18 protein-coding genes are annotated in these 20,503 nt (G+C 72.7%); 13 read left to right on the top strand and 5 right to left on the bottom strand.

The annotated features are described in order from the left end of the window. The first annotated feature begins 11 nt into the window (after nt 1-11). The 6 genes from R2E43_RS37370 to R2E43_RS37345 all read left to right on the top strand — a co-directional run bounded on the left by R2E43_RS37370 (nt 12) and on the right by R2E43_RS37345 (nt 5,764). A complete protein-coding gene (locus R2E43_RS37370; protein ID WP_332057041.1) occupies nt 12-1,457 on the top strand; it encodes a hypothetical protein in 1,446 nt (481 codons plus the stop codon). A gap of 44 nt (nt 1,458-1,501) precedes the next feature. After that, nucleotides 1,502-2,776, top strand: coding sequence for an ABC transporter substrate-binding protein (locus R2E43_RS37365; RefSeq protein ID WP_332057040.1), 1,275 nt, complete (start codon nt 1,502-1,504; stop codon nt 2,774-2,776). 3 nt (nt 2,777-2,779) lie between these two features. After that, a complete protein-coding gene (locus tag R2E43_RS37360; RefSeq protein ID WP_332057039.1) occupies nt 2,780-3,691 on the top strand; it encodes a carbohydrate ABC transporter permease in 912 nt (303 codons plus the stop codon). Then, nucleotides 3,688-4,530 carry a carbohydrate ABC transporter permease gene (locus R2E43_RS37355; RefSeq protein ID WP_193484300.1) on the top strand — a complete coding sequence of 281 codons (843 nt, stop codon included), beginning with the start codon at nt 3,688-3,690 and terminating at the stop codon, nt 4,528-4,530. Before R2E43_RS37360 ends, R2E43_RS37355 begins: the two co-directional genes overlap by 4 nt. A 73-nt stretch (nt 4,531-4,603) precedes the next feature. Beyond that, complete coding sequence (locus R2E43_RS37350; protein WP_210983580.1) at nt 4,604-4,945, top strand: L-rhamnose mutarotase; 342 nt, start codon at nt 4,604-4,606, stop codon at nt 4,943-4,945. Nucleotides 4,946-4,972: 27 nt separating this feature from the next. Next, on the top strand, nt 4,973-5,764 hold the full coding sequence (locus tag R2E43_RS37345; RefSeq protein ID WP_011027048.1) for an SDR family NAD(P)-dependent oxidoreductase: 792 nt from the start codon (nt 4,973-4,975) through the stop codon (nt 5,762-5,764). A 292-nt stretch (nt 5,765-6,056) separates the two neighbouring features. Here the strand turns inward: R2E43_RS37345 and R2E43_RS37340 are convergent, their stop codons facing one another. After that, nucleotides 6,057-6,806, bottom strand: coding sequence for a FadR/GntR family transcriptional regulator (locus R2E43_RS37340; protein WP_003978509.1), 750 nt, complete (start codon nt 6,804-6,806; stop codon nt 6,057-6,059). Between the two features lie 126 nt (nt 6,807-6,932). Between R2E43_RS37340 and R2E43_RS37335 the strand changes: the two genes are divergently transcribed. Together R2E43_RS37335 and R2E43_RS37330 are read left to right on the top strand one after the other, a co-directional pair. Beyond that, nucleotides 6,933-8,075 carry a mandelate racemase/muconate lactonizing enzyme family protein gene (locus tag R2E43_RS37335; protein WP_011027050.1) on the top strand — a complete coding sequence of 381 codons (1,143 nt, stop codon included), beginning with the start codon at nt 6,933-6,935 and terminating at the stop codon, nt 8,073-8,075. Between the two features lie 53 nt (nt 8,076-8,128). After that, nucleotides 8,129-8,794, top strand: a complete 666-nt coding sequence (locus R2E43_RS37330; protein WP_030862416.1) for a ThuA domain-containing protein — start codon at nt 8,129-8,131, stop codon at nt 8,792-8,794. Between the two features lie 62 nt (nt 8,795-8,856). On the opposite strand, the gene R2E43_RS37325 is transcribed toward R2E43_RS37330, so the two are convergent. Next, nucleotides 8,857-9,900 (bottom strand): LacI family DNA-binding transcriptional regulator, encoded by a 1,044-nt coding sequence (locus tag R2E43_RS37325; RefSeq protein ID WP_030862432.1) that lies wholly within the window; start codon nt 9,898-9,900, stop codon nt 8,857-8,859. Between the two features lie 20 nt (nt 9,901-9,920). Continuing rightward, complete coding sequence (locus R2E43_RS37320; RefSeq protein WP_003978505.1) at nt 9,921-11,093, bottom strand: fumarylacetoacetate hydrolase family protein; 1,173 nt, start codon at nt 11,091-11,093, stop codon at nt 9,921-9,923. A gap of 139 nt (nt 11,094-11,232) precedes the next feature. Here R2E43_RS37320 and R2E43_RS37315 point away from each other — a divergent pair, with 139 nt between their 5' ends. Genes R2E43_RS37315 through R2E43_RS37295 form a run of 5 tightly spaced genes read left to right on the top strand, consistent with a single transcriptional unit; the run spans nt 11,233 to nt 16,174 of the window. Beyond that, complete coding sequence (locus tag R2E43_RS37315; RefSeq protein WP_332057038.1) at nt 11,233-12,444, top strand: CaiB/BaiF CoA transferase family protein; 1,212 nt, start codon at nt 11,233-11,235, stop codon at nt 12,442-12,444. After that, nucleotides 12,441-13,550 carry a carbohydrate ABC transporter substrate-binding protein gene (locus R2E43_RS37310; RefSeq protein ID WP_332057037.1) on the top strand — a complete coding sequence of 370 codons (1,110 nt, stop codon included), beginning with the start codon at nt 12,441-12,443 and terminating at the stop codon, nt 13,548-13,550. The genes R2E43_RS37315 and R2E43_RS37310 overlap by 4 nt, the downstream gene beginning before the upstream one ends. Next, nucleotides 13,547-14,353 (top strand): enoyl-CoA hydratase/isomerase family protein, encoded by an 807-nt coding sequence (locus tag R2E43_RS37305; RefSeq protein ID WP_037896936.1) that lies wholly within the window; start codon nt 13,547-13,549, stop codon nt 14,351-14,353. Before R2E43_RS37310 ends, R2E43_RS37305 begins: the two co-directional genes overlap by 4 nt. 10 nt (nt 14,354-14,363) lie before the next feature. After that, nucleotides 14,364-15,110 carry an SDR family NAD(P)-dependent oxidoreductase gene (locus R2E43_RS37300; protein ID WP_332057036.1) on the top strand — a complete coding sequence of 249 codons (747 nt, stop codon included), beginning with the start codon at nt 14,364-14,366 and terminating at the stop codon, nt 15,108-15,110. Continuing rightward, entirely contained in the window at nt 15,107-16,174 is a 1,068-nt protein-coding gene (locus tag R2E43_RS37295; protein ID WP_193484315.1) for an aldose 1-epimerase family protein, read from the top strand. Before R2E43_RS37300 ends, R2E43_RS37295 begins: the two co-directional genes overlap by 4 nt. A gap of 43 nt (nt 16,175-16,217) precedes the next feature. Here R2E43_RS37295 and R2E43_RS37290 read toward each other — a convergent pair whose 3' ends face one another. Beyond that, nucleotides 16,218-17,162, bottom strand: a complete 945-nt coding sequence (locus R2E43_RS37290) for a YoaK family protein (RefSeq protein ID WP_405192586.1) — start codon at nt 17,160-17,162, stop codon at nt 16,218-16,220. A 66-nt stretch (nt 17,163-17,228) separates the two neighbouring features. Continuing rightward, nucleotides 17,229-20,486 carry a family 78 glycoside hydrolase catalytic domain gene (locus R2E43_RS37285; RefSeq protein WP_332057035.1) on the bottom strand — a complete coding sequence of 1,086 codons (3,258 nt, stop codon included), beginning with the start codon at nt 20,484-20,486 and terminating at the stop codon, nt 17,229-17,231. Between the last annotated feature and the right edge of the window lie 17 nt (nt 20,487-20,503).

Below are 20,503 nucleotides of genomic sequence, written 5' to 3'. Positions count from 1 at the left end.
ACGCCAAGACCATGGAACACCAGACCACGACGCCGGACACGGCCGCGCTGGCCGGCTGGCTGCACAGCTGGGTGACGGACGAAGGGGCGATCAACGGCTTCCACAACCACAGTGTGTGGGGCACCAACCCGGCCACCTTCCTCGACTTCACCAGCGGACACACCACGTTCGCCGGTCCGGCCGTCGGCGCCTGGGCCCGGGCCCTGGCCGCCCGGCCGGACGAGCGGGGCGTCGCCCTGCTGCGCCGGCTGCTGCGTTACCAGTGCTCCGAGGTGCAGCCCGACGGACAGTACGCGCACATCGGCTTCCAGGTCGGCGAGTCGGCGACCAGCGGCCTCATCCACAACGCCGTCGGCAGCCTCGGCATGCTGCTCGCGGTGCGCCACGCCGGGCACCTGCTGCCCGCCGAGGAGGTGGCCGCCGTACTGGCCGCCGTACGGCGCAACCTGGACGCCTGCGAGGTCTACGGCGGCGGGCGCCCGGCCGAGGAGGGCACCTGCAACCAGGAGTACGCCCGGGTCTGGGTCAAGCAGCTCTACACGGAGCTGAGCGACGACAAGACCTACGCCGCCGAGATTCCCGAGGACCTGGCGGAGCTGATCCGGCTCTTCCACCACCGGGGAGTGCCCGACCCGGAGAGCACCGGCACGTTCCGCACCGTGCGCGACCGCGCCGAGGGCGGCATCCTGGAACCCGCCGAGTACTACGGCCTCATGATCGTGCCGCTGGTGCTGGGCCACCGCGCCCAGGGCGATCCCGAACTGCTGGCCGAGGCGCGGCGGTTGTGCCGGCACGTGGCCCGCTCCGCCTGGACGGACGAGTCCGGCGCCACCCGCTACCACCGCTACTGGTACGTCCGGGGCGAGCGCGCCCTGAAGACGGACACCCCGATGCTCATCGCGGGCATGGGACTGACCCTGTACGGCATCCACGAGGTGCTGGCCGAGGGCCCGGACGCCGAGCTGGAGGCGTTCACCGAGGCCTGCCTCGCCACCTACGCCCGCTACCAGACGCCGGCCGGGTACTTCGCCTCCGCGAGCGGCTGGCACAACGAGGCCGACATCGCGCCCAGCACCGCCTGGCACGCGCACGACCTGCTGTTCCTGATGGCCCGGTACGGTCCGGACGAGGACTTCTGGGACCGGGTGACCGCGCCGCGCGACCGGCGGTCGGTGCTGGTCAGCGATCGCGCGTACTGGGCCGAGTCCGGCGTCCACTGGTCCGTGCGCAGCCCGCTGACCGCGGGCGACCTGCACCTGTACGGCCGCAAGGACCGGGCCGTCTTCGCCCGGGAGTTCTTCGCCTGGACGGACCGCGAGCCGCTGCCCGAGGAGCTGCGCCACCCGGACGTCCCCGAGTTCTTCGTCGCCGACGACGGCATCTACCGCGTCGACCACGGCGAGGCCCCCACCGACATCACCGCCGTCGGCCCCCTGCCCTACCGGGGACGGCTGTGACCACCGAACGACACCGCCGGCTTTCCCCACCGAGGAAAAGAGAGATGACAATGACGTCGACCAACAGAGGGAGCAAGGCGCGCGGTGCCGCGCTTGCCGCCGTGGTTCCACTGCTCCTCGTCGCGGCCTGCTCGTCGGGCTCCGGCTCCGCGGAGGGCGAGGACGGCGAGATCCGGATGATGGTGAACCTCACCGACAACCTCAACCAGGCCTACTGGGAGAAGCTGGTCAAGCCCTTCGAGGACGAGACCGGCCTGAAGGTGAAGATAGAGGGCCCGACGGGCAAGTCCGTCGCCGAGTCCTTCCCCCAGCAACTGGCCGCCGGCACGGCGCCCGACGTCATCCAGTCGATCTTCCCCGACGACGACACGGCGCCCGAACTGATCGACCTCGGCGGCGAGGCCTGGGCCAAGGGCACGCCGATGTTCGACGAGTACGCCATGGGCGACGCCCACTACGCGGTCGGCGTAGGCACCCAGACGCAGTCGCTGATCTACTACAACAAGACCGCCTTCGAGAAGGCCGGGATCAGCGGGCCGCCCACCACCTGGGACGAGCTGACCAAGGACCTCGGCGCCCTCGAGAAGGCCGGGTACACGCCGATGCAGACGGCCGGCGACTTCCAGACCGGCCTCCAGCTCCAGCAGATCTACCACCCCACGCTGAACCAGCTGCACCCGAAGTGGCAGACCGCCGTCGCCGACGACAGGCTCTCGGTCGGCGACGCCTACAAGCCCGCCTTCCAGATGTACGCCGACTGGATCGAGGCCGGCTACATCGGCAAGAGCGACGTCGGGCTCAGCCCCTCCCAGGCGGACGGCAACTTCACCGCGGGCAAGGTGGGTCTCTACACCAACGGCAGCTGGTTCGCGGCGAGCCTGGACAAGGCCGGGGACCTCCCATTCGAGGTGGGCGTGTTCTCCCCGCCGGCCGCGGAGGGCCAGGCGTACCCGGGCCCGCAGGGCGCCACCATGGCCAACCCGTACATGATCCGCAAGGGCATCGGGGACGAGGACGGCGCCAAGCAGCTGGTGGAGTACCTGGTCACCGACGCCAAGGCCGTCGAGGCGCAGCTCGGTTCGGACGGGGTGTTCCGCAAGGGCGCCGAGTCGAAGCAGTCGGGGGTCGACGCGCAGATCCAGGGCATCCTCGACGACGCCCCCGCGCTGGTCGCCGTGGGCGAGGGGCAGGGCAACGTCCGGCTGCCCGTCACCGGCTTCAACCCGAAGTTCACCGAGGTCGCGCAGAGCCTGTACACGGGGGCGGGCCCGGCGGACGCCGCCAAGAGCATCGACCAGTGGGTCGACGAGAACCGCTGACCCATGGAACGGACATCTGTCTCGAAGCCGCGGGCGTGGCGCGACCTGGGCGCCCGCGTCAGCATGGTCGTGCCCGCGGTGCTCGTCTACGTCGCCCTGCTGGTCGTACCGGTGATCTACGCGATCTACTACAGCTTCACCGAGTACAACGGATTCCCCCACCGGGTCCCCGAGTTCATCGGTCTGGACAACTACCGGACCATGTTCGGGTCCGACGACATCACCGGCACCATGGTGGTCACCGCCGTGGTGGCCGTGGTGGGCGCGGTCGCGGTCAATCTGGCCGCGCTGGGGCTCGCGTTGCTGCTGCAGCGCACCAACCGGTTCAACACCTTCGGCCGGGTGGTCATGTTCTACCCGCACGTGCTCAGCGCGCTGGTCGTGGGCTTCCTGTGGCAGGCCATCCTCGGCCCGCAGGGCGTGGTCAACACCATGCTGGAGAAGGTCGGCACCGACAGCCTGCCCTTCCTCAGCGATCCCGACTGGGCCCTGTGGTCGATGATCCTCGTCATCGTCTGGTCGCTCTTCGGCGTCCAGCTGATCCTCTACCTGGCGGGTCTGCAGGCGGTGCCGGCGGATCTGCTGGAGGCGGCGCGGATCGACGGCGCGAGCCCGTGGCAGACCTTCCGTGCCGTCACCTGGCCCTCGCTGGCGTCCACCGTGACGGTCGCCGTCATCACCTCGGGGATCTCCCTGCTCAAGACGTACGACGTGGTCGTGTCGCTGACCGGGAGCGGCCCGGCGGGCTCCACCAAGACACTCGCCTACTCGATCCTCGCCGTCTCCTTCCCGCAGCGGGACATCGGCCTCGCCTCGGCCCAGGCCGTGCTGCTGATCGTCGCCGCCGCGGTCCTGGCCATCACGGTCCTCGTCCTGCGCAGACGCGCCGAGGACGACGCGGAGTCCATCGGATGAAGAAAACACTCACCTCGGCCGCCACCGTCCGGGTCGCGTTCGTCTCCCTGGTGTCCCTCGGCATGCTCGTGCCGATGTACCTCCTGGTGGTCAACGCCTTCAAGAGCCAGCAGGAGATCCTCGCCAACCCGTTCTCGCCGAGCTTCGGCACGGCGACCTTCCAGTACCTCACCGACGCCTGGAACAACCCCGACTTCAGCATCCTCAAGGGCTACGGCGTCACCATCGCGCTGGTGCTCTGCGTGAACGCGCTCGCCATGGCGGTGTGCGCGCCCGCGGCGTACGTGCTGGCCCGCACGTCGAAGCCGATCTCGCGGCTGCTGCTGTTCTTCTTCATCGCGGGCATGTTCATCCCCACCCAGGTGATCCTGGTGCCGGTCATCTTCGTGCTGCGGGGGATCGGCCTGATGGGGACGCTGCCGGGGCTCATCCTGTTCATGACGGCGACCACCATCCCGTTCACGCTGTTCGTGTTCTTCGGCTACATCCGGGTGCTGCCCAGGTCGCTGGACGAGGCCGCGGCCATCGACGGGGCCGGCCGGTACCGCACGCTGTGGCGGATCATCCTGCCGTTGATGCGGCCGATCGTCGCCACGGTCTTCATCCTCAACTCGCTCAGCGTCTGGAACGACTTCGCCAGCCCGCAGATGATCCTCGGTCCCGGCAGCGGCGTCTACACCGTCACCACGGGGGTGTACGCGGCCGTCGGCCAGTACTCCACCGACTACACCAAGGTGTTCCCGACCCTGCTGCTCGCGGTGATCCCGATCCTGGTGATCTTCGTCGTGATGCAGCGGCACATCATGAGCGGGCTCGCGGCGGGGGCGGTCAAGGGCTGACCGGCCCGTGCCCGTCCGCGCCGGGCCCGTCACCCGCCCGGAAGCGACCCGTTTCGCGAAGGAGTGACCTGCCATGCCCGCACCCCGCACACCCCGCCGGGTGGCGTCCGTGATCCGGCTGCGCCCGGAACACGCCGAGAGGTACCGGGAGCTGCACCGTGCGGCGCCTGGGCCGGTGCTGGACGCCCTCTCCCGCGCGCACGTCACCAACTACTCCATCTTCCTGCGCGACCACACCCTGTTCGCCTACTTCGAGTACACCGGCGACGACTACGAGGCCGACATGGCCGCCATCGCCGCCGACCCCGAGACCCAGCAGTGGTGGACGCTCACCGATCCCTGCCAGCAGCCCCTGGACTCGGCGCAGCCCGGGGAGCGGTGGGTGACCGGCGCGGAACTCTTCCACCTGGACTGACCGCCACCCACGCGAAGGAACACCGTCATGCCGCACACCCCCACTCCCCCGTCCCCCGAACTCGCCGGTCTCGCGGCCGTCGTCACGGGCGGCGCGTCGGGGATCGGGCTCGCCACGGCCAGGCTCCTGGCCCGCCGCGGCGCCCGGGTCGCCGTCCTCGACCTCGCGCCGGACGCCGTGCCGGCCACCGACCTCGAGGCCCTGCTGCCCGTCGGGTGCGACGTCACCGACGACGCCTCCGTCCGGGCCGGCCTCGACCGCGCGGTGGACCTGCTGGGCGGCCTGGACATCCTGGTGAACAACGCGGGCGTCGGCGCCCAGGGGACGGTCGCGGACAACGACGACGCCGAGTGGCACCGCGTCCTGGACGTCAACGTCCTCGGCATCGTGCGGACCACCCGGGCCGCACTGCCCCACCTGCGCGCCTCGCGGCACGCGGCGGTGGTCAACACCTGCTCGGTCGCGGCGACCGCGGGGCTGCCCCGGCGGGCGCTGTACAGCGCGAGCAAGGGCGCCGTGCAGTCCCTGACCCTCGCCATGGCCGCCGACCACATCCGTGAGGGAATCCGGGTGAACTGCGTCAACCCCGGTACGGCGGACACCCCGTGGATAGACCGGCTGCTGTCGAGTGCCGACGACCCGGCCGCCGAGCGCACCGCGCTCAACGCCCGCCAGCCGACCGGCCGTCTGGTGAGCGCCGAGGAGGTCGCCGCGGCCATCGGCTACCTGGCGTCCCCGGCGGCGGCGTCCGTCACCGGCACGGCCCTCGCCGTGGACGGTGGCATGCAGGGTCTGCGGCTGCGCCCCGACGGCGGCTGACCGGGGCACGGCGCACCGGACCGACCCCCGCACCGCCCCTGCACGTCAGTCGCACGAGAAGCGACGAAAGGGCACCCCCGTGCTGGAAACCCGGCGCCGACCGGCCCGGTCCCTGTGGGTCGCGGTCGCCCGGTCCTGACGGCGGGGCGCCGTCGGGGCCGCGTGGATCGCGCAGTGCGACCGGAACGTCCCCGCGGCGGGGATCGGACGGCCGTGACCGGCTGAGCCCGCATCGCCGCGCGGCCGAGGCGCCCGTGCGAGGACGGGTCCCTCGGCCGCTTCGTGGTGCTTCCTACGCGTCCGGCGCGTCGGCCGGGCGGCGGCGGGCCCACGACGACGTGATGTGCTCGCGCATCGCCTCCGCGGCCGCGTCGCCGTCCCCGTCGAGCACCGCGGCGGCGACCCGGGCGTGGGCCTGGTGCGTCAGCTCGATGTCCTCGCGCGTCGGGTCCCCGCTGTACTGCGGGGAGCGCACGGCCTTGCCCTGGATGCTGGAGACGATGGCCCGTCCGAACGCGTCCCGGGAGGCGTGGTGGATGATCTCGTGGAACTCGATGTCCGCGCGCGAGTAGGCCTCGGGATCGTCGATCAGGCCCGCGAGTTCGTCGAGCTTGGCCGAGAGCGCCGCCGACTGTTCCTCGTCGATGCGCCCGGCGGCGCGGGCGGCCATCGCGCACTCCAGAGTGGTCCTGATCTCGATCAGGTTGTCCAGATAGACCAGGCGGTCCGCGCGCTGGAACAGCGCGTCGAGGACCAGCGGGTCGAGCAGGCTCCACTGGTCCTGGCCCAGAACGACGGTCCCCCAGCCCTGACGGGTCGCCACCAGCCCCTTCTCGGCGAGCGTCGTCGTCGCCTCCCGGATCACGGTCCGGCTCACCTCGTACTCCTCGCAGAGCTCACCCGCCGACGGCAGCGCGGTGCCCGGCGGGTACTGGCCGAGCACGATGGCCGTCGCGAGGCTCTGGACGACGGCCGCAGCGAGCGGCGGCCGGCGTCGTTGAGGGCGGGACACGGCGGTGGTGTCCGCGGATGGCTTGATCATCTGGTCAGAGACTCCCAATGTTCGTGCAGGTTCGCCCGGCCCCCGCTGTCCAATGACCCCAGGTTAGCCGAACATGCTAAGGTCATCACTCGTATCACAAGTTACGACTCGGTCGTGGGAGACGCGATGCGCATCACCGGATACCGGTCCCTTGCCACGGTCCACGAGTGGGGGCGACCGGTGGGCGACGTGAACGGCGTCGTCACCACCGGTGTCACCGAGGTGCCGGTGCTGCTGCTGGAGACGGACGAGGGCCTGACCGGCGTGGGCCTCGGCGGCCACGCCGACGTGGAGCGGGTCTTCCCGGCACTGGAGGGTCAGGACCCCCGGGCGGTCACCTCGCTCTACGACAGGATGCTCGCCCACGTCTTCAAGTCCGGGCACGGCGGGCACGTGTTCGCCACGATCGGCGCCCTCGACATGGCGCTGTGGGACCTCAAGGCGAAGATCGCCCAGGAGCCGCTGTGGCGGACGCTGGGCGCCGCCGACCGCTTCGTTCCGGGCTACGCCTCCGGCCTGGACTACGCGCTGAGCGACGACGAACTCGTCGCGTTCCACGGGCGGTGGGCGCGGCGCGGCTTCACGGGTGCCAAGGTCAAGGGCGGCCTCGACGTGGACCGGGACGTGCGGCGCCTGGCGGCGGTCCGCGACGTGTTCCGGGTCAACAGCGAGCGCCCCGCGCTCATGTACGACGTCAACGAGTGCTGGGGGCGCCACCAGGCGGTGCGCCTGGCCCGGCAGGTCGAGGAGCGGGTCGAACTCACCTGGATCGAGGAACCGGTCCGGCGCTGGGACGTCGCGGGACACCGCGCGGTCGCGACCGGCATCCGTGCCGCCGTCGCGACCGGGGAGAACCTGACGGGTCTCGAGCACTTCCGCCCGCTGCTGGCCGCGGACGCGGTGGGGGTCGTGCAGACCGGCGCCGTGTGGGGCATCACCCACTTCCTGCGCGTCTCGACGCTCGCCTTCGGGCACGGCCTGCCGGTGAGCCCCGTCGGGTACAACGCCAACCCGGTCGCGCACGCGGCGGCCGCCGTGCCCAACCACCTGGTGACCGAGGTGCAGGACCTGGCCTTCCCGGTCGGGCTGCGGGTGGACCAGGAGATCGCCGACGGCGGGATCGTCCTCGGCGACGCCCCGGGACTGGGCATCGAGGTCGACGAGGAGCGGATCGTCGCACGGGCCGCGTCGGGCGGATGGTCCCTCCCGTCCGGACCGCACGTCCGTCCGGCCGACGCCGGCCTAAGACTCGCGCCGCAGGCGCGGTGAGACCGCATCGGGGGCACGTCGAGCGCGCCGAGGGCGCGTGGAGGGAGCAGCACATGAGCATGCGGAAGGCCCTGGTGGTCCGCGGCGGGTGGGAGGGCCACGACCCGGTCGGCTGCACCGAGTCGGTCATGCCCGCACTGGAGCGCGCGGGGTTCGAGGTCGAGATCGCCGAGGACCTGGCGGTGTACGAGGATCCGGGGCTGCTCGCCGCCACCGACCTCGTCGTGCACTCCTGGTCGGCGGGCGGGCTGACGGCGGACCAGGAGGCGAACCTGGTCGACGCGGTGGAGGCGGGCACCGGCTTCGCCGGCTGGCACGGGGGCGTGGTGGCCACGAACGTCGCCAATCCCCGCTACCTGCGGATGGTCGGAGGCCGCTTCCTGTGGCACCCGGACGGCTTCAAGGAGTTCACCGTGCGGATTCGCGCCACCCCCGACCGGGACGGCGAGATCGTCGAGGGGGTCACGGACTACGACGTTCAGACCGAGCACTACTGGGTGCTCACGGACTCCCTCAACACCGTCCTGGCCACGTCCGTGCTCACCCCGGGCCCGGCCGACCCGTGGGACGAACCCGTCGAGTTCCCCGTGGTGTGGACGCGCCGGTGGGGCGCGGGGCGGGTCTTCGTCTGCACCCTGGGGCACCGCGTCGCGGACCTCCGGGTGCCGCAGACGGCGGCGATCGTCGGCCGCGGACTCGTCTGGGCGGCGCGCGGGTGAGGCCCGGGGGTGCCCGGGCCGCCCGGCGCTCCCGTCCGCGACGGCCCGGCACGCCGCCCGTGTCAGGTGCTCTCGCGCGCGACGACCCGGTGGCCCACGTCCCGGTGCGGGACGTCGACCGCGGCACCGCGCATCCGCGCCAGCAGCAGCTCGGCGCCCAACTCCCCGATCCGCGCGCTGGGTACGGCCACCGTGGTCAGCGCCGGAACCAGGTGCCGGGCCAGTTCGAAGTCGCCGAAGCCGGCCACGGCGAGCCTGCCCGGCACGTCGATGCCGCGCCGTACGCAGGCCTGGAGGGCACCGGCGGCGAAGACGTCGCTGGAGAACATCAAGGCGTCGGAGTCCGGGTACCTCTCCAGCGCCAGGTCCAGCAGGGCGACGCCGGTGTCCATGGTGACCGGTTCGGGACCGGCGTCCACGGTGCGCGCCTCACCGCCCAGCAGGTCCCGGACGGCGCCGGTGTAGCCGTCGAGGCGTTCCGCGGCCCGGGGGTCGCCCGAGGTGTGCCGCCCGGCGAAGGTGATCCGCCGCCGGCCGCGCTCCACGAGGTGGCCCACCATCGCCGCTGCCGCCGCCGCGTTGGAGAAGCCGACCAGCAGGTCCACCGGGTCGCGGGACCAGCCCCAGGTCTCCACGACCGGCACCCCGGCCGCCCTGAGCAGCGTCAGCGTGCCCGGGGTGTGGCGGGTCCCCACCATGAGCAGTCCGTCCGGCCGCCGACCCAGGAAGCTGCGCAGCACCTCCTCCTCGTGCTCGGGCCGGTAGTCGGTGGTCCCGACGAAGATCTGGTAGCCGTGGGCCGCCAGCGCCGTGGAGAAGGCGTGCACCGTGTCGGCGAAGACCGAGGCGTTGATCTGCGGCACCAGGGCGGCGACCGTGCGGCTGCGGTTCGAGGCCAGGTTGCTGGCGGCCAGGTTGGGCACGTAGCCGGTGGCCGTGAGGGCCGCCTGGACCCTCGCGCGCGTCTCGTCGGACACCGACAGGGGGTCGCGGACGACCCGGGAGACCGTCTGGGCGGACACCCCGGCGGCGGCCGCGACGTCCGACAGGGTCACCGAACGGGTCGCGGAGCGTTTGCGGGGACGGCGGGGCGGCGGCTGGCTCACGCCGGAAACGATATCGGGCGTCACAGGGCTCCCCGCGCCACCAGCGCCCGCATCAGGTCCGCGATGCCGAACGTCCACGGCACGCAGACGTCGCTGGGCCGGATCCGGTTGGCGAGCGTGCCCAGCTTCGGCGTGGCGACGGCGACGAGGTCGCCGTCGTGATGCGTGAACCCCTGCCCGGGCACGTCGCGGTCCTCGACAGGCGCGAACATGGTGCCGAGGTAGAGCACCGCGCCGTCGGGGTACTGGTGGTGCGGGCCCAGCAACTGCGCCACGAGGTCCAGGGGGTCGCGGCTGATGGCGGCCATCGAGGACTCGGCGTCCAGCCGGTAGCCGTCGGCGCCCTCGACGGTCAGGGTCACCGTGGCCCGCCGTACGTCGTCCATGCGGAAGCCCGGCTCGAACAGGCGCAGGAACGGGCCGAGGGCGGCCGAGGCGTTGTTGTCCTTGGCCTGGGGCAGCAGCAGTGCGGAACGGCCTTCGACGTCGCGGAGGTTGACGTCGTTGCCGAGTGTCGCGCCGACCACGGCCCCGGTGGAGGAGACGGCCAGCACCACCTCGGGCTCCGGGTTGTTCCAGCGCGAGGCGGCGTGGACTCCGGCGTCGGCGCCGCTGCCCACGGCGGCCAGCACGGGCGCCTTGGTGAAGATCTCGGCGTCGGGGCCTATGCCGACCTCCAGGTACTGGCTCCACGCCCCCTGCGCGACCAGGAGCTCCTTGAGCGCGGCGGCCTCCTCCGAGCCGGGCCGCAGGGCGGCCAGGTCGTCGCCGACGAGCCGGCGGATCCGCTCCCGGGCCTCGGCGGCGCCCGCGGCGTCCCCGCGGACGCGTTCCTCGATCACCCGCTCCAGCATCGAGACGACGAAGGTGACCCCGGCGGCCTTGACGGCCTGCAGGTCGACCGGCGCGAGCAGCCACGGCCGTCGCGGGTCCCGGGTGTCGACGGGCGTGTTGGCCAGCACCTCGTCGAGCCCGGCGATCCGCTCGCCGCGGGCGGCCCGCAGGCGGGCGGCGGGGTCCGGCGTCTCGCACAGGTCGCGCACGGTCGGGAAAGCCGCGGTGATGTCGTGCAGGCCGTCCTCGCGGACGGCCACGACGGACGGCCCGAGGCCGGGACGCCAGACGCGGCCGACGAGCGCGCCCCCGGTTCCGTCGGCGGGCAGGGTGGTCGCGGCGTCGGGCCACTGGTTCATCGGATTCCCTTCGTTGTTGCCCCGGTCCGTCCCGAACGGCGCGAGGCGGTCGGGGCAGGGACGTTGACACTGCGAGCGGCGCCAGCCTAGCGTGCATGTTAGCGCTATCGATAGCGCTAACAACAGGATAAGGAGTCCCATGGCCTCGCGCGACAAACCCGGCGTCCTCGCCGGGTACCGGGTCCTCGACTGTTCCATCGCCATGGCCGGCCCGTTCGCCGCCCAGCGCCTGGGCGACCTCGGCGCCGACGTCGTCAAGGTCGAACCGGTCACCGGGGAGTGGCAGCGCCACGCCGCGGCCGGCGGGGCGGGAGGCAACCGGATCAACGTCTCCTTCCTCTCCCTGAACCGCAACAAGCGATCCCTCGCCGTCGACCTCAAGGATCCGGCGGGCAAGGAGGTCCTGCGCCGTCTCGTCACGACCGCCGACGTCTTCCTCCAGAACTACCGCCCCGGCGTCGCCGACCGCCTCGGCGTCGACTACGCCTCCCTGGCCGCGATCAACCCCTCCCTCGTCTACGTCTCCATCTCCGGGTACGGCGAGGACGGCCCCTACGCCCGGCGTCCGGGCCAGGACCTGCTGTTGCAGGCGATGTCGGGTGCCATGCTGTCCAGCGGCCGCGCGGGCGAGGCACCGCGGGCCGCGGGCCAGTACCTCGTGGACGCCGTCACCGCCTCCACCGCCTTCGAGGGCGTGCTCGCCGCACTGCTGCACCGCGAACGCACCGGCGAGGGCCAGCTCGTGACGGTGAACATGCTCGACGCCGTCACCACGCTCCAGATGCAGGAACTGTCGGTCCACACCGTCGGCGGGCTGCCCCAGACCCGCTCCGCCGAACCGCACGCCCACGTCTACATCCGCTCGCCCTACGGCGCCTTCCAGACCTCCGACGGCTATCTGGTCCTGGCCTTCCCGCAGTTGAAGAGGCTCGGCGAGATCCTCGGCGAGGACACCTTCCTGGCCATGGAGGACGAGGAGCACGGCTGGACCCACCGGGACGAGATCTTCGCCCGCACGGCCGCCCGGTTGCTGACCCGGCCCTCGCGGCACTGGCTCGACGCCTTCGCCGCCGCCGGCATCTGGGCGGGCCCCGTCTACGGCTACGCCGACCTGGTCCAGGACCCCCAGATCCGCCACAACGGCACCTTCGTCACCTACGAGCACCCCACCGAGGGCAGCGTGACCGTGCCCGGCTTTCCCTACAAGTTCTCCGCCACCCCGCCCCGCATCGACCGCGGCGCCCCGCTCGTCGGGGAGCACACCCGCGAGGTGCTGAGCGAAGCGGGCCTCGCGGAAGGGGAGATCGAGGAACTCCTCGCCGCCGGCGCCGTGACGGAGACGGCCTCATGACGCACATTGGCGCGCCCTACCGCGGTCTCACCTGGGACCACCCCCGCGGGTACGACGCACTGGCCGCGTGTGCGGGTGGCCTCGTCCACTGGGACGTACAGCCGCTGGAGGGCTTCGAGTCCCACCCCGTCGACGAACTGTGCGCCCGCTACGACCTCGTCGTCCTCGACCACCCGCACCTCGGCGAGGCGCTGGTCACCGGGTGCCTGCGGCCGCTCGACGACCTGTTCACCCCGGCGGAGCTGGCCCGCTGGGGCGCCGGCTCCATCGGCCCCACCATGCGGTCGTACGCCATGGACGGCCGTCAGTGGGCGCTGCCGCTGGACGCCGCCACCCAGGTCGCCGCCACCCGGACCGACCTCGTCGGTGAGCCGCCCGGCACCTGGGACGAGGTACGCCGCCTGGCCCGCCGGGCCCCCGTGGCCCTGTCCCTCGCCGGCCCGCACGCGTTCCTCACCTTCGCCTCCGTCGCGCTCGCCGTGGGCGAGGAACCCGCCGCCGACCCGGACCAGCTGATCGGCGACGGCACGGGACTGGCGGTGCTCGACCTGTTGGCCGACCTCGACGCCCTCGCCCCGCCCGGGACCCGCGAACTCAACCCGATCGGCCTGCTGGAACTCATGGCCGGCACGGATCGGCTGGCACACTGCCCGCTGGTGTACGGCTACGTCACCTACGCCGACCGCCTGACCTTCACCGACGCCCCCGCCGTGACCGCGGGCGGGCGCCCGGGCTCCACGCTCGGCGGCACGGGCGTCGCGCTCAGCGCCCGCTGCGTGCCGTCCCCGGAACTCCTCGCCCACATGCGCTGGCTGATGTCCCCCGAGGCGCAGGGCGACTTCCTGCCCCGGCACAGCGGACAACCCAGCGCCCGCACCGCCTGGACCTCCCCCAAGACCGTCGCCGCCGACTTCTACCGACGCACCGCCGCCACCTGCGAGCAGGCATGGGTGCGTCCCCGGCATGCCGGATACATCGGCTTCCAGACCGCCGCGTCGGCCGCCGTACGCGCCGCGCTCGCGGGCGAGACCGGCCACCGTGAAGCACTCGACCGGATGCGCGCCCTGTACCGGACGAGCCGGACAGCGAAGGAACCCCAGACATGAGCGACACCGGCCACCTCCCGCCGCCCGACCTCGGCACCGACCTCGTCCTGCTGGACGTCACCGACCGGGTCGCCACCCTCACCCTGAACCGGCCCGCCAAGCTCAACGCCGTCACCCCCGGCATGTCCCGGGCCCTGGTGCGGGCCATCGAGTGGTGCGACACGACCGACGAGGTCCGGGCACTCGTCGTCACCGGGGCGGGCGAACGCTCCTTCAGCGTCGGCTCGGACATCGGCGCACTCGACCAGTACGCCACCCCGTGGGACTTCCGCAACCGCGTCGACTACTGCGACGCCATCCGCGCCGCCCGCACCCCGACCGTCGCGGCGGTCGGGGGATACGCCCTGGGCGGAGGGCTGGAGACCGCCCTGTCCTGCGACATCCGGCTCGCGGCGGACACCGCGTCCTTCGGCGCACCGGAGATCACGCTCGGCTGGATCGGGGGCGGCGGCATGACCGCCTTCCTCAGCCGCGCGGCCGGCCCGGGCAACGCGGCACTGATGCTGCTCACCGGCGAACGCATCGACGCCGAACGGGCGTTGGCCTGGCATCTGGTGAGCGAGGTCGTGCCCCGCGCCGGTCTGCTCGACCGGGCCCGCGCCCTCGCCGCCGTGATCGCCTCCCGCGCCCCGGTGGCGGCCGAGACGGCGAAGATCAACCTGCGGGCCGCCGGAAACCTGCCCGAGGACCAGGCGCTCGCCTACGAGCGCGACCTGCAGACCATCTGCTTCGCCACCGAGGACGCGGCGGAGGGCAGGCGCGCGTTCGCCGAGAAGCGCTCCCCCGTCTTCCACAAGCGCTGAGAGGAACGTCATGAAGCAACCCCGAGCCGCACTCGTGACCGGTGCCGGAGGCGCCCTCGGCCGGGCCACCGCCGTCCGGCTGGCCGCCGACGGCCACGACGTCGCCGTACTCGACCGCGACGCCGAGTCCCTGGAGCACACCGCCGCGCTGGTCCAGAAGGCGGGCGCCCGCGTGCTCGCCCTCGGCACCGACCTGCGTGACGCCCCGGCCGTGGCGGCGGCCGTCGAGCGGACCGTGACCGACCTGGGCCCGCTGCGGGTGCTGGTCAACAACGCGGCCGTGTACCCGAGCCGGGCCTTCCTCGACGTACCGCTCGCCGAGTACGAGGAGGTGGTGGCGGTCAACCAGCGTGCCTACTGGGTCGCCGCCCAGGCTGCCGCGCGGCACATGACGGGCACGGGCGGCGGGGCGATCGTCAACGTCGCGTCGATCACCCTCCACGGCGGCTGGGACTCGCTGGCCGCCTACGTCTCCACCAAGGGCGCCGCCGTCGCCCTGACCCGCGCCCTCGCCAGGGAGCTGGGTCCCGTCGAGATCCGCGTCAACTGCGTCTCCCCCGGGGCCCTTCCGACCGCGGCGGAGGAGATCCACGAGGACCCCGACGCCTATCGGCGGCACGTACTCGACCACCAGGCCCTGAAGCGGCGCGGACGGCCCGAGGAACTGGCCTCGGTGGTGTCCTTCCTCACCGGCCCCGACGCCTCGTTCGTCACGGGCCAGTGCGTCGAGGTCAACGGAGGGTGGGTGATGGCGTGAAGCTGTACGGACGCTCCCACGACCGGCAGTCCCTCGCCCGGCACGCGGGCGACCTGAGCGCGGCGGGCGGGGTGCGCTCCGTCGTCCTGGACGACGGCTCCGAACGCGGCATCCGCACGCTGGAGTTCCGGACCGGCGGCGGGCTGTCGTTCGACGTGCTGGTGGACCGGGCGATGGACCTCGGCGGGGCCGAGTTCGAGGGCCGGGGCTTCGGCTGGCGCTCGGCGACGGGCTTCAGGCACCCGGGACTGCACGAATACCGCGACGACGACGGCCTGTCCATGATGCGCAGCTTCTCGGGGCTGCTGCTCACCGCGGGCCTGGACCACACGCTCTTCGGCGCCGAGGTGGACGCCTCCCAGTACCGCTATCCGCCGCGGGGCACGGCGGTGCACGCCCTCCACGGGCGGGTCGCCAACCTGCCGGCCCGGCTGACCGGGTACGGCGAGCGGTGGCAGGACGACGGCCGCTGCGTGCTCTGGGCGGAGGGCGAGGTGCGCCAGGCCGCGATCTTCGGGGAGCACCTGAGGCTCACCCGCCGCATCGAGGCCGATCTCGGCGGCAGCGAGATCCGCCTGACCGACCGGGTGCGCAACGCCGGTTTCGACCCGACGCCGCACATGTACCTGTACCACGTCAACGTCGGCTGGCCGTTCCTGGACGAAGGCGCCCGCTACGAGCTGCCGCCGCACCGCACCCTGTGGCGCAGCGACAGCGTCGCCGAGCAGGGCGTGTCCCACACCGCGATGCCCGCCCCGCTGCCGGGCTTCGTGGAGCAGGTCTACGAACACGAACTGGAGCCGGACGCGGCGGGCCTGGCCCGGCCCCGCCTGGTCAACGAACGCCTGGGTGTCTACTTCGAGTTGGAGTTCGACACGGTCCGGTTCCCGTCCTTCTTCCAGTGGCTGCACCTGCGCGAGGGCGCCTACGCGGTCGGCTTCGAGCCGTCCACCCACCATGTGCAGGGCGAGGCCGCGGCCCGGGAGGACGGGTCCATGACGTTCCTGGCCCCCGGTGAGGAGCGGGAGTACACCACCGCGTTCCGGGTGGGCCACCTGGACTGACCACCGGAAGCGCGGTGCGCGCGCGGATACGGGGCCCGGCGCGTCAGGACGCGCGCCGGGTCCCCGTACGCGCGCGTCCCGTCAGCCACGCCGCCGTCACCAGCAGCGCGGGGAGCAGCGGTGCGGCACCGGGCAGCAGACGCTCAAGCAGCGCGGCCGCGGCCGCGCCCAGGATCAGCAGTGCCGTCGTGACCAGGGCAGGCCACTGGACGCGCCCGGACGTCACCGCGTCGGTGACGGCCCCCGTCAGCAGGCCCGTCAGGTACGCGGTCGGCACCTGCGCGCCCATCGCGACGCGGACACCGGCGTTCTGGCAGCCCATCGCGGCCGCCAGAATTCCCAGCATCGCCGTGCGCTCCCCGCCCGACGGGTCCCCGCCCGCGGCAAGCCACCACGCCACGACGGCCCACAGCAGGACGAGTTCGAGCAGCAGGAAGTCGGCGGGACGCAGGCGTCCGCCCCGTTGCGCGTGTCCCGCCGCCCAGCCGGCTCCCGCCGCGCCGAGCACGTAGCAGACCACCGCGACGGCGGCCAGCGCGCCAAGCCTCGGATCCGCGCCGCCCAGGCCGACCCCGGTCAACGCCGAGTTGGCGGTGACCACGCTGGTGAAGACGCCGCCGAGGGCGAGGAAGCCCCAGGCGTTGACGGCGCCCGCGGAAAAGGTCAGCAGCCGCGCGGCCCACGTGTCCGCGCGCTGCCGTGACCCCGGTGGCGGGTCCCGACGCCGATTGCCCTCCGTGGTCCTCTCCTCGCCTCGTCCGGGCCCCGGACGGAATCCTCGCCGACCGACGTGACGGCACGGGCCGCGACATGCCGGGCGGCGGGGCGACCGCCCGGGTAGGGCCGGCCGCCCCGCCTGGCCGGTGGCCCAGGGGGTGTCGTTTGGATCTTGCCGGGGTCGCGGGGTCTGGTACGCACATCTGCGGCGTTGTCGTCGGTTGCCAGGGCTTGGCCCTGTCGCCCTCCTCCGCCTTGCAGCTGCACACACCAGACCCCGCTCGGGCCGGCCACAAGGCACCGTCGGCCGCGGCCGCCCTGATCCGAACGACACCCCCTAGCGGCCGCGTTCCATGGTCGACCGGAAGGTCCAGTGGCCCGATCCGACCTCGTACACGGCCTCCCCTCCGGTCAGGCGCAGCAGTCGTGCCGATCCGGGCGCCTCGGCGTGCTCTCCGGCGACCGGCACGTGCACCTCGGCGGTGCTGCCCGCGGGGACGTCCACGGTGAGCCGGAAGCGGTCGTCCGAGCGTTCCCAGTCGGTGCGTGCGACGCCGTAGGGGGTGCGGTAGGAGCCCGCTGCGGAGGTCATGTCGCCCTCCACCGCCGGGTCGACGAGGAGCTTGGCGTAGCCGACGGAGTCCTCGGTCTGGGAGATGCCGGCGACGCGGGTGGTGAACCAGGAGTCGATGGCGCCGAGCATGAAGTGGTTCTGGGACTGGCCCGGTCCGCCGTCCCAGGACTCGCCCAGGGTGGTGTTGCCCGCGAGTACCTGGTAGCCGTAGCTGGGGCTGGTCGTCTGCGTGGCGATGGCGTGCACCACGTCGTCGCGGTCCGCGGCGCTCAGCACCCGGAAGGCGGCGGGCAGCGAGATCTCGCCCAGGACCAGGTGGTTCCCGGCGTCCTTGATCGCGTCGGTGAAGTGGGAGAGCAGTCGGTCCCGCTCGCCCTGCGGGTAGGCGCCCATGTCGAGGGCGAGTGCCTCGGCGCCGTGTCCGCCGCCGCCGAAGGTGCCCGTGGTGGCGTCGTAGTACTTCGCCGTCAGTGCCTCGACGCTCGCGGCGGCCTTGCGCCGGTACTCGTCGGCCGCGGCGGTGTCGCCGAGGAGCGAGGCGATGCGGCCGAGGGTGTCGACGACCCGCCAGTACCCGTAGGTGCCCGCCACGGCGCGCGGGAAGGTCCGGTCGGGGGTGAACCAGTCGCCCAGGCCGTAGTCGAGGATGCCGTCGGCTGCCTGGGCCTCCAGGAAGGCGGCGTAGCGCCGCATGTCCGGGTAGTAGGTCTCCAGGGTCTGGCGGTCTCCGTAGGTGAGGTAGAGCTGCCAGGGGACGAGGACGAAGGCGCCGCCCCAGTTGGAGTCGTTGCGGTAGGCGCCCGGGAGGCTGGTGTACTCCGGGACGGTGCTCGGGACCAGCCCGTCCGGCGTCTGCGCGTCGGCCATGTCCCGGACGATCTTGCGGAGGTAGGCCCGCATGTCGTAGTTGCCGGCGAGGGCGGGGAAGACGAGCTGGTTCTGTTCGAGCCAGCCGAGCTTCTCGCGGCTCGGGCAGTCGGTGAGCACGCTCATCATGTTGCCCTCGATCGAGCGGCGGATCAGCGAGTGGATGCCGTTGATCAGCGGGTCGGAGCTGGTGAAGTCGCCGGCCGAGGCGTTGTCGGTGCGCAGGACGTGTCCGCGGACGCTCACCGTCGCGTTCTCGGGCACCCCGCGCAGCTCCAGGTAGCGGAAGCCGTGGTAGCTGAACCGGGGGTGCCAGCTCTCGGCGTGCCGCCCGCCCGCGGTGGTGTAGCTGTCCCACAGGGGGGCGCCGACGTTGCTGATGGACTGGAAGGCGTGGCCGTCCTTCAGGCTCTCCGCCGGGTACACGCGGATCGCGGTGCCCTCGGGCGCGCGGACGGTGATCTCGGGCCAGCCCGCGATGTTGCGGCCCAGGTCGAAGACGCGGCTGCCCTCGGCGCCGTCGACCTCCTTGCCCTTCAGGGTCTCCACGACGCGGATCGGCTCGGTCTCCCGGGCGCTGAGCAGGGCGGGCCGGTCGGCGGTGCCGGGGCCCGCCACCGCGACCGCGTGCCGCCAGCCGCGCCGGTCGCCGGCGGGTTCGTCCCACCGGGGGATCTCGCGGCGGGCGTCGTAGTCCTCGCCGCCGTACCAGTTCGACGCGGTGGTCGGGCCCAGCGTGGTGCGCCAGTCGTCGCCGCTGGTGATCGTGCGCACCCGGCCGTCGGCCAGGGTCACTTCCAGCCGGGCGATCAGTTTGGGGTCGCTGAGGTTGCCGTAGAGCTTGCGGTAGCGGTCGGCGGTGCTGACGACGTTGGACATGCCGTTGCCGAGGGCGACACCGAGGGTGTTGGCGCCGGTGCGCAGCCGGTCGGTGACGTCGTAGGTGGCGTACTGGACGCGTTCGGCGAAGTCCGTGTTGGCCGGTTCGAGGACCGCGTCGCCCACCGGTTCGCCGTTCACGGTCGCGTCGTACACGCCCAGCCCGGCGATGTAGAGGCGGGCGCTGCGGACCCGCTTGGGCAGGGTGAAGTCGTCGGTGAGCAGGGGCAGCCCGGCGGGCAGATAGGGGGTGGGCTGCCGTTGGCCGGTGACTGCGGCGAGCCGTGTGGCGGGTCCGTCGGCGCTGTCGGCGGCGGAGACGGTGTAGTCGACAGGCAGGCCGGGGATCCGGCCGTCGTCGGTGAGGACGTCGGCGCGGGGGTAGAGCGCCACCTCGTCGAAGGTCTTCACGCTCTTCAGGTCGAGGGTGAGGGTGATCGGCGCGCCGGAGACGTCCGGTCCGGTGTGCGCGGCGCTCGCGTAGCCCGCCGCGGTCTGCAGGGCGCTGTTGGGCAGGCCGTCGACGGCGAGGGCGGGTTCCCAGCTCTTGCGTACGGTGTTGCTCTCGGACGCCGTGACGGCGGCGCCGCGGGCCAGCCCGGTGGTGGCGGTCGTGGAGTCGCGGACGTCGATCTCGCCGAGCTGGAGGCGCCAGGTGCGGTCGGGGAAGGACTCGGCGAGCGGCAGGCCGAGCCGGGTGACGTCGAGTCGTACGTAGCGGGCGGTGGTGCGGGGCAGGTGGACGACGACCGGTTCGACCGTCCGGTCGCTCAAGCGCCAGTCGGGGTGGGTGATCCACTGAGCGTCCCAGTCCGACTGCCGGGTCAGACCGGTCTCGAACACGGCGGTGGTGCTCCAGCCGCTGTGCCGCTTTCCCTTGCCGGACCAGAGCATGACGCGCCAGTAGACCTTCGCCCGGGAGCCCGGGTCCTTGCCCGCGTAGGTCGTCCCGGGCACGGACGACTCCACCTTCCCGGAGTCCCAGAGGTCGGGGCGGGAGGCGCGCAGCCGCTGGAGGGAGGTGGCGGCCTGGACGCGGTAGGCGGCCTGGCGCGTGTTCGGGGCGCCGGCGGTGGTCTGCCAGCTGAGGTCGGGGGTGGTGTCGTCGATGCCGAGGGCCTCGGTCAGGTGCTGGGTGCGCAACGCCGTCGGGGTGATGGTGCCGGTGGTCGCGGCGTCGGCGGTGACCGCGCCGGCCAGCAGGGTGACGAAGGCGGTGACACCGGCGAGGGCGGCGGCGGTCCGGTGTCTGACGGGTGGGTTCGTTCTGGGCATGGCGGCTCCTTGGGGCG

The sequence above is a fragment of the Streptomyces violaceoruber genome (assembly GCF_033406955.1).
Lineage (GTDB): Bacteria > Actinomycetota > Actinomycetes > Streptomycetales > Streptomycetaceae > Streptomyces > Streptomyces violaceoruber.
Note: the sequence above shows the minus strand (reverse complement) of the source record. Positions and strands in the feature narration are given on the sequence as shown.

What these genes read in the sequence shown, in the direction of transcription:
- R2E43_RS37370 (WP_332057041.1), top strand. Translation starts at nt 12, where the DNA reads ATGGAACACCAGACCACGACGCCGGACACGGCCGCGCTGGCCGGCTGG.
- R2E43_RS37365 (WP_332057040.1), top strand. Translation starts at nt 1,502, where the DNA reads ATGACAATGACGTCGACCAACAGAGGGAGCAAGGCGCGCGGTGCCGCG.
- R2E43_RS37360 (WP_332057039.1), top strand. Translation starts at nt 2,780, where the DNA reads ATGGAACGGACATCTGTCTCGAAGCCGCGGGCGTGGCGCGACCTGGGC.
- R2E43_RS37355 (WP_193484300.1), top strand. Translation starts at nt 3,688, where the DNA reads ATGAAGAAAACACTCACCTCGGCCGCCACCGTCCGGGTCGCGTTCGTC.
- R2E43_RS37350 (WP_210983580.1), top strand. Translation starts at nt 4,604, where the DNA reads ATGCCCGCACCCCGCACACCCCGCCGGGTGGCGTCCGTGATCCGGCTG.
- R2E43_RS37345 (WP_011027048.1), top strand. Translation starts at nt 4,973, where the DNA reads ATGCCGCACACCCCCACTCCCCCGTCCCCCGAACTCGCCGGTCTCGCG.
- R2E43_RS37340 (WP_003978509.1), bottom strand. Translation starts at nt 6,806, where the DNA reads ATGATCAAGCCATCCGCGGACACCACCGCCGTGTCCCGCCCTCAACGA.
- R2E43_RS37335 (WP_011027050.1), top strand. Translation starts at nt 6,933, where the DNA reads ATGCGCATCACCGGATACCGGTCCCTTGCCACGGTCCACGAGTGGGGG.
- R2E43_RS37330 (WP_030862416.1), top strand. Translation starts at nt 8,129, where the DNA reads ATGAGCATGCGGAAGGCCCTGGTGGTCCGCGGCGGGTGGGAGGGCCAC.
- R2E43_RS37320 (WP_003978505.1), bottom strand. Translation starts at nt 11,093, where the DNA reads ATGAACCAGTGGCCCGACGCCGCGACCACCCTGCCCGCCGACGGAACC.
- R2E43_RS37315 (WP_332057038.1), top strand. Translation starts at nt 11,233, where the DNA reads ATGGCCTCGCGCGACAAACCCGGCGTCCTCGCCGGGTACCGGGTCCTC.
- R2E43_RS37310 (WP_332057037.1), top strand. Translation starts at nt 12,441, where the DNA reads ATGACGCACATTGGCGCGCCCTACCGCGGTCTCACCTGGGACCACCCC.
- R2E43_RS37305 (WP_037896936.1), top strand. Translation starts at nt 13,547, where the DNA reads ATGAGCGACACCGGCCACCTCCCGCCGCCCGACCTCGGCACCGACCTC.
- R2E43_RS37300 (WP_332057036.1), top strand. Translation starts at nt 14,364, where the DNA reads ATGAAGCAACCCCGAGCCGCACTCGTGACCGGTGCCGGAGGCGCCCTC.
- R2E43_RS37285 (WP_332057035.1), bottom strand. Translation starts at nt 20,486, where the DNA reads ATGCCCAGAACGAACCCACCCGTCAGACACCGGACCGCCGCCGCCCTC.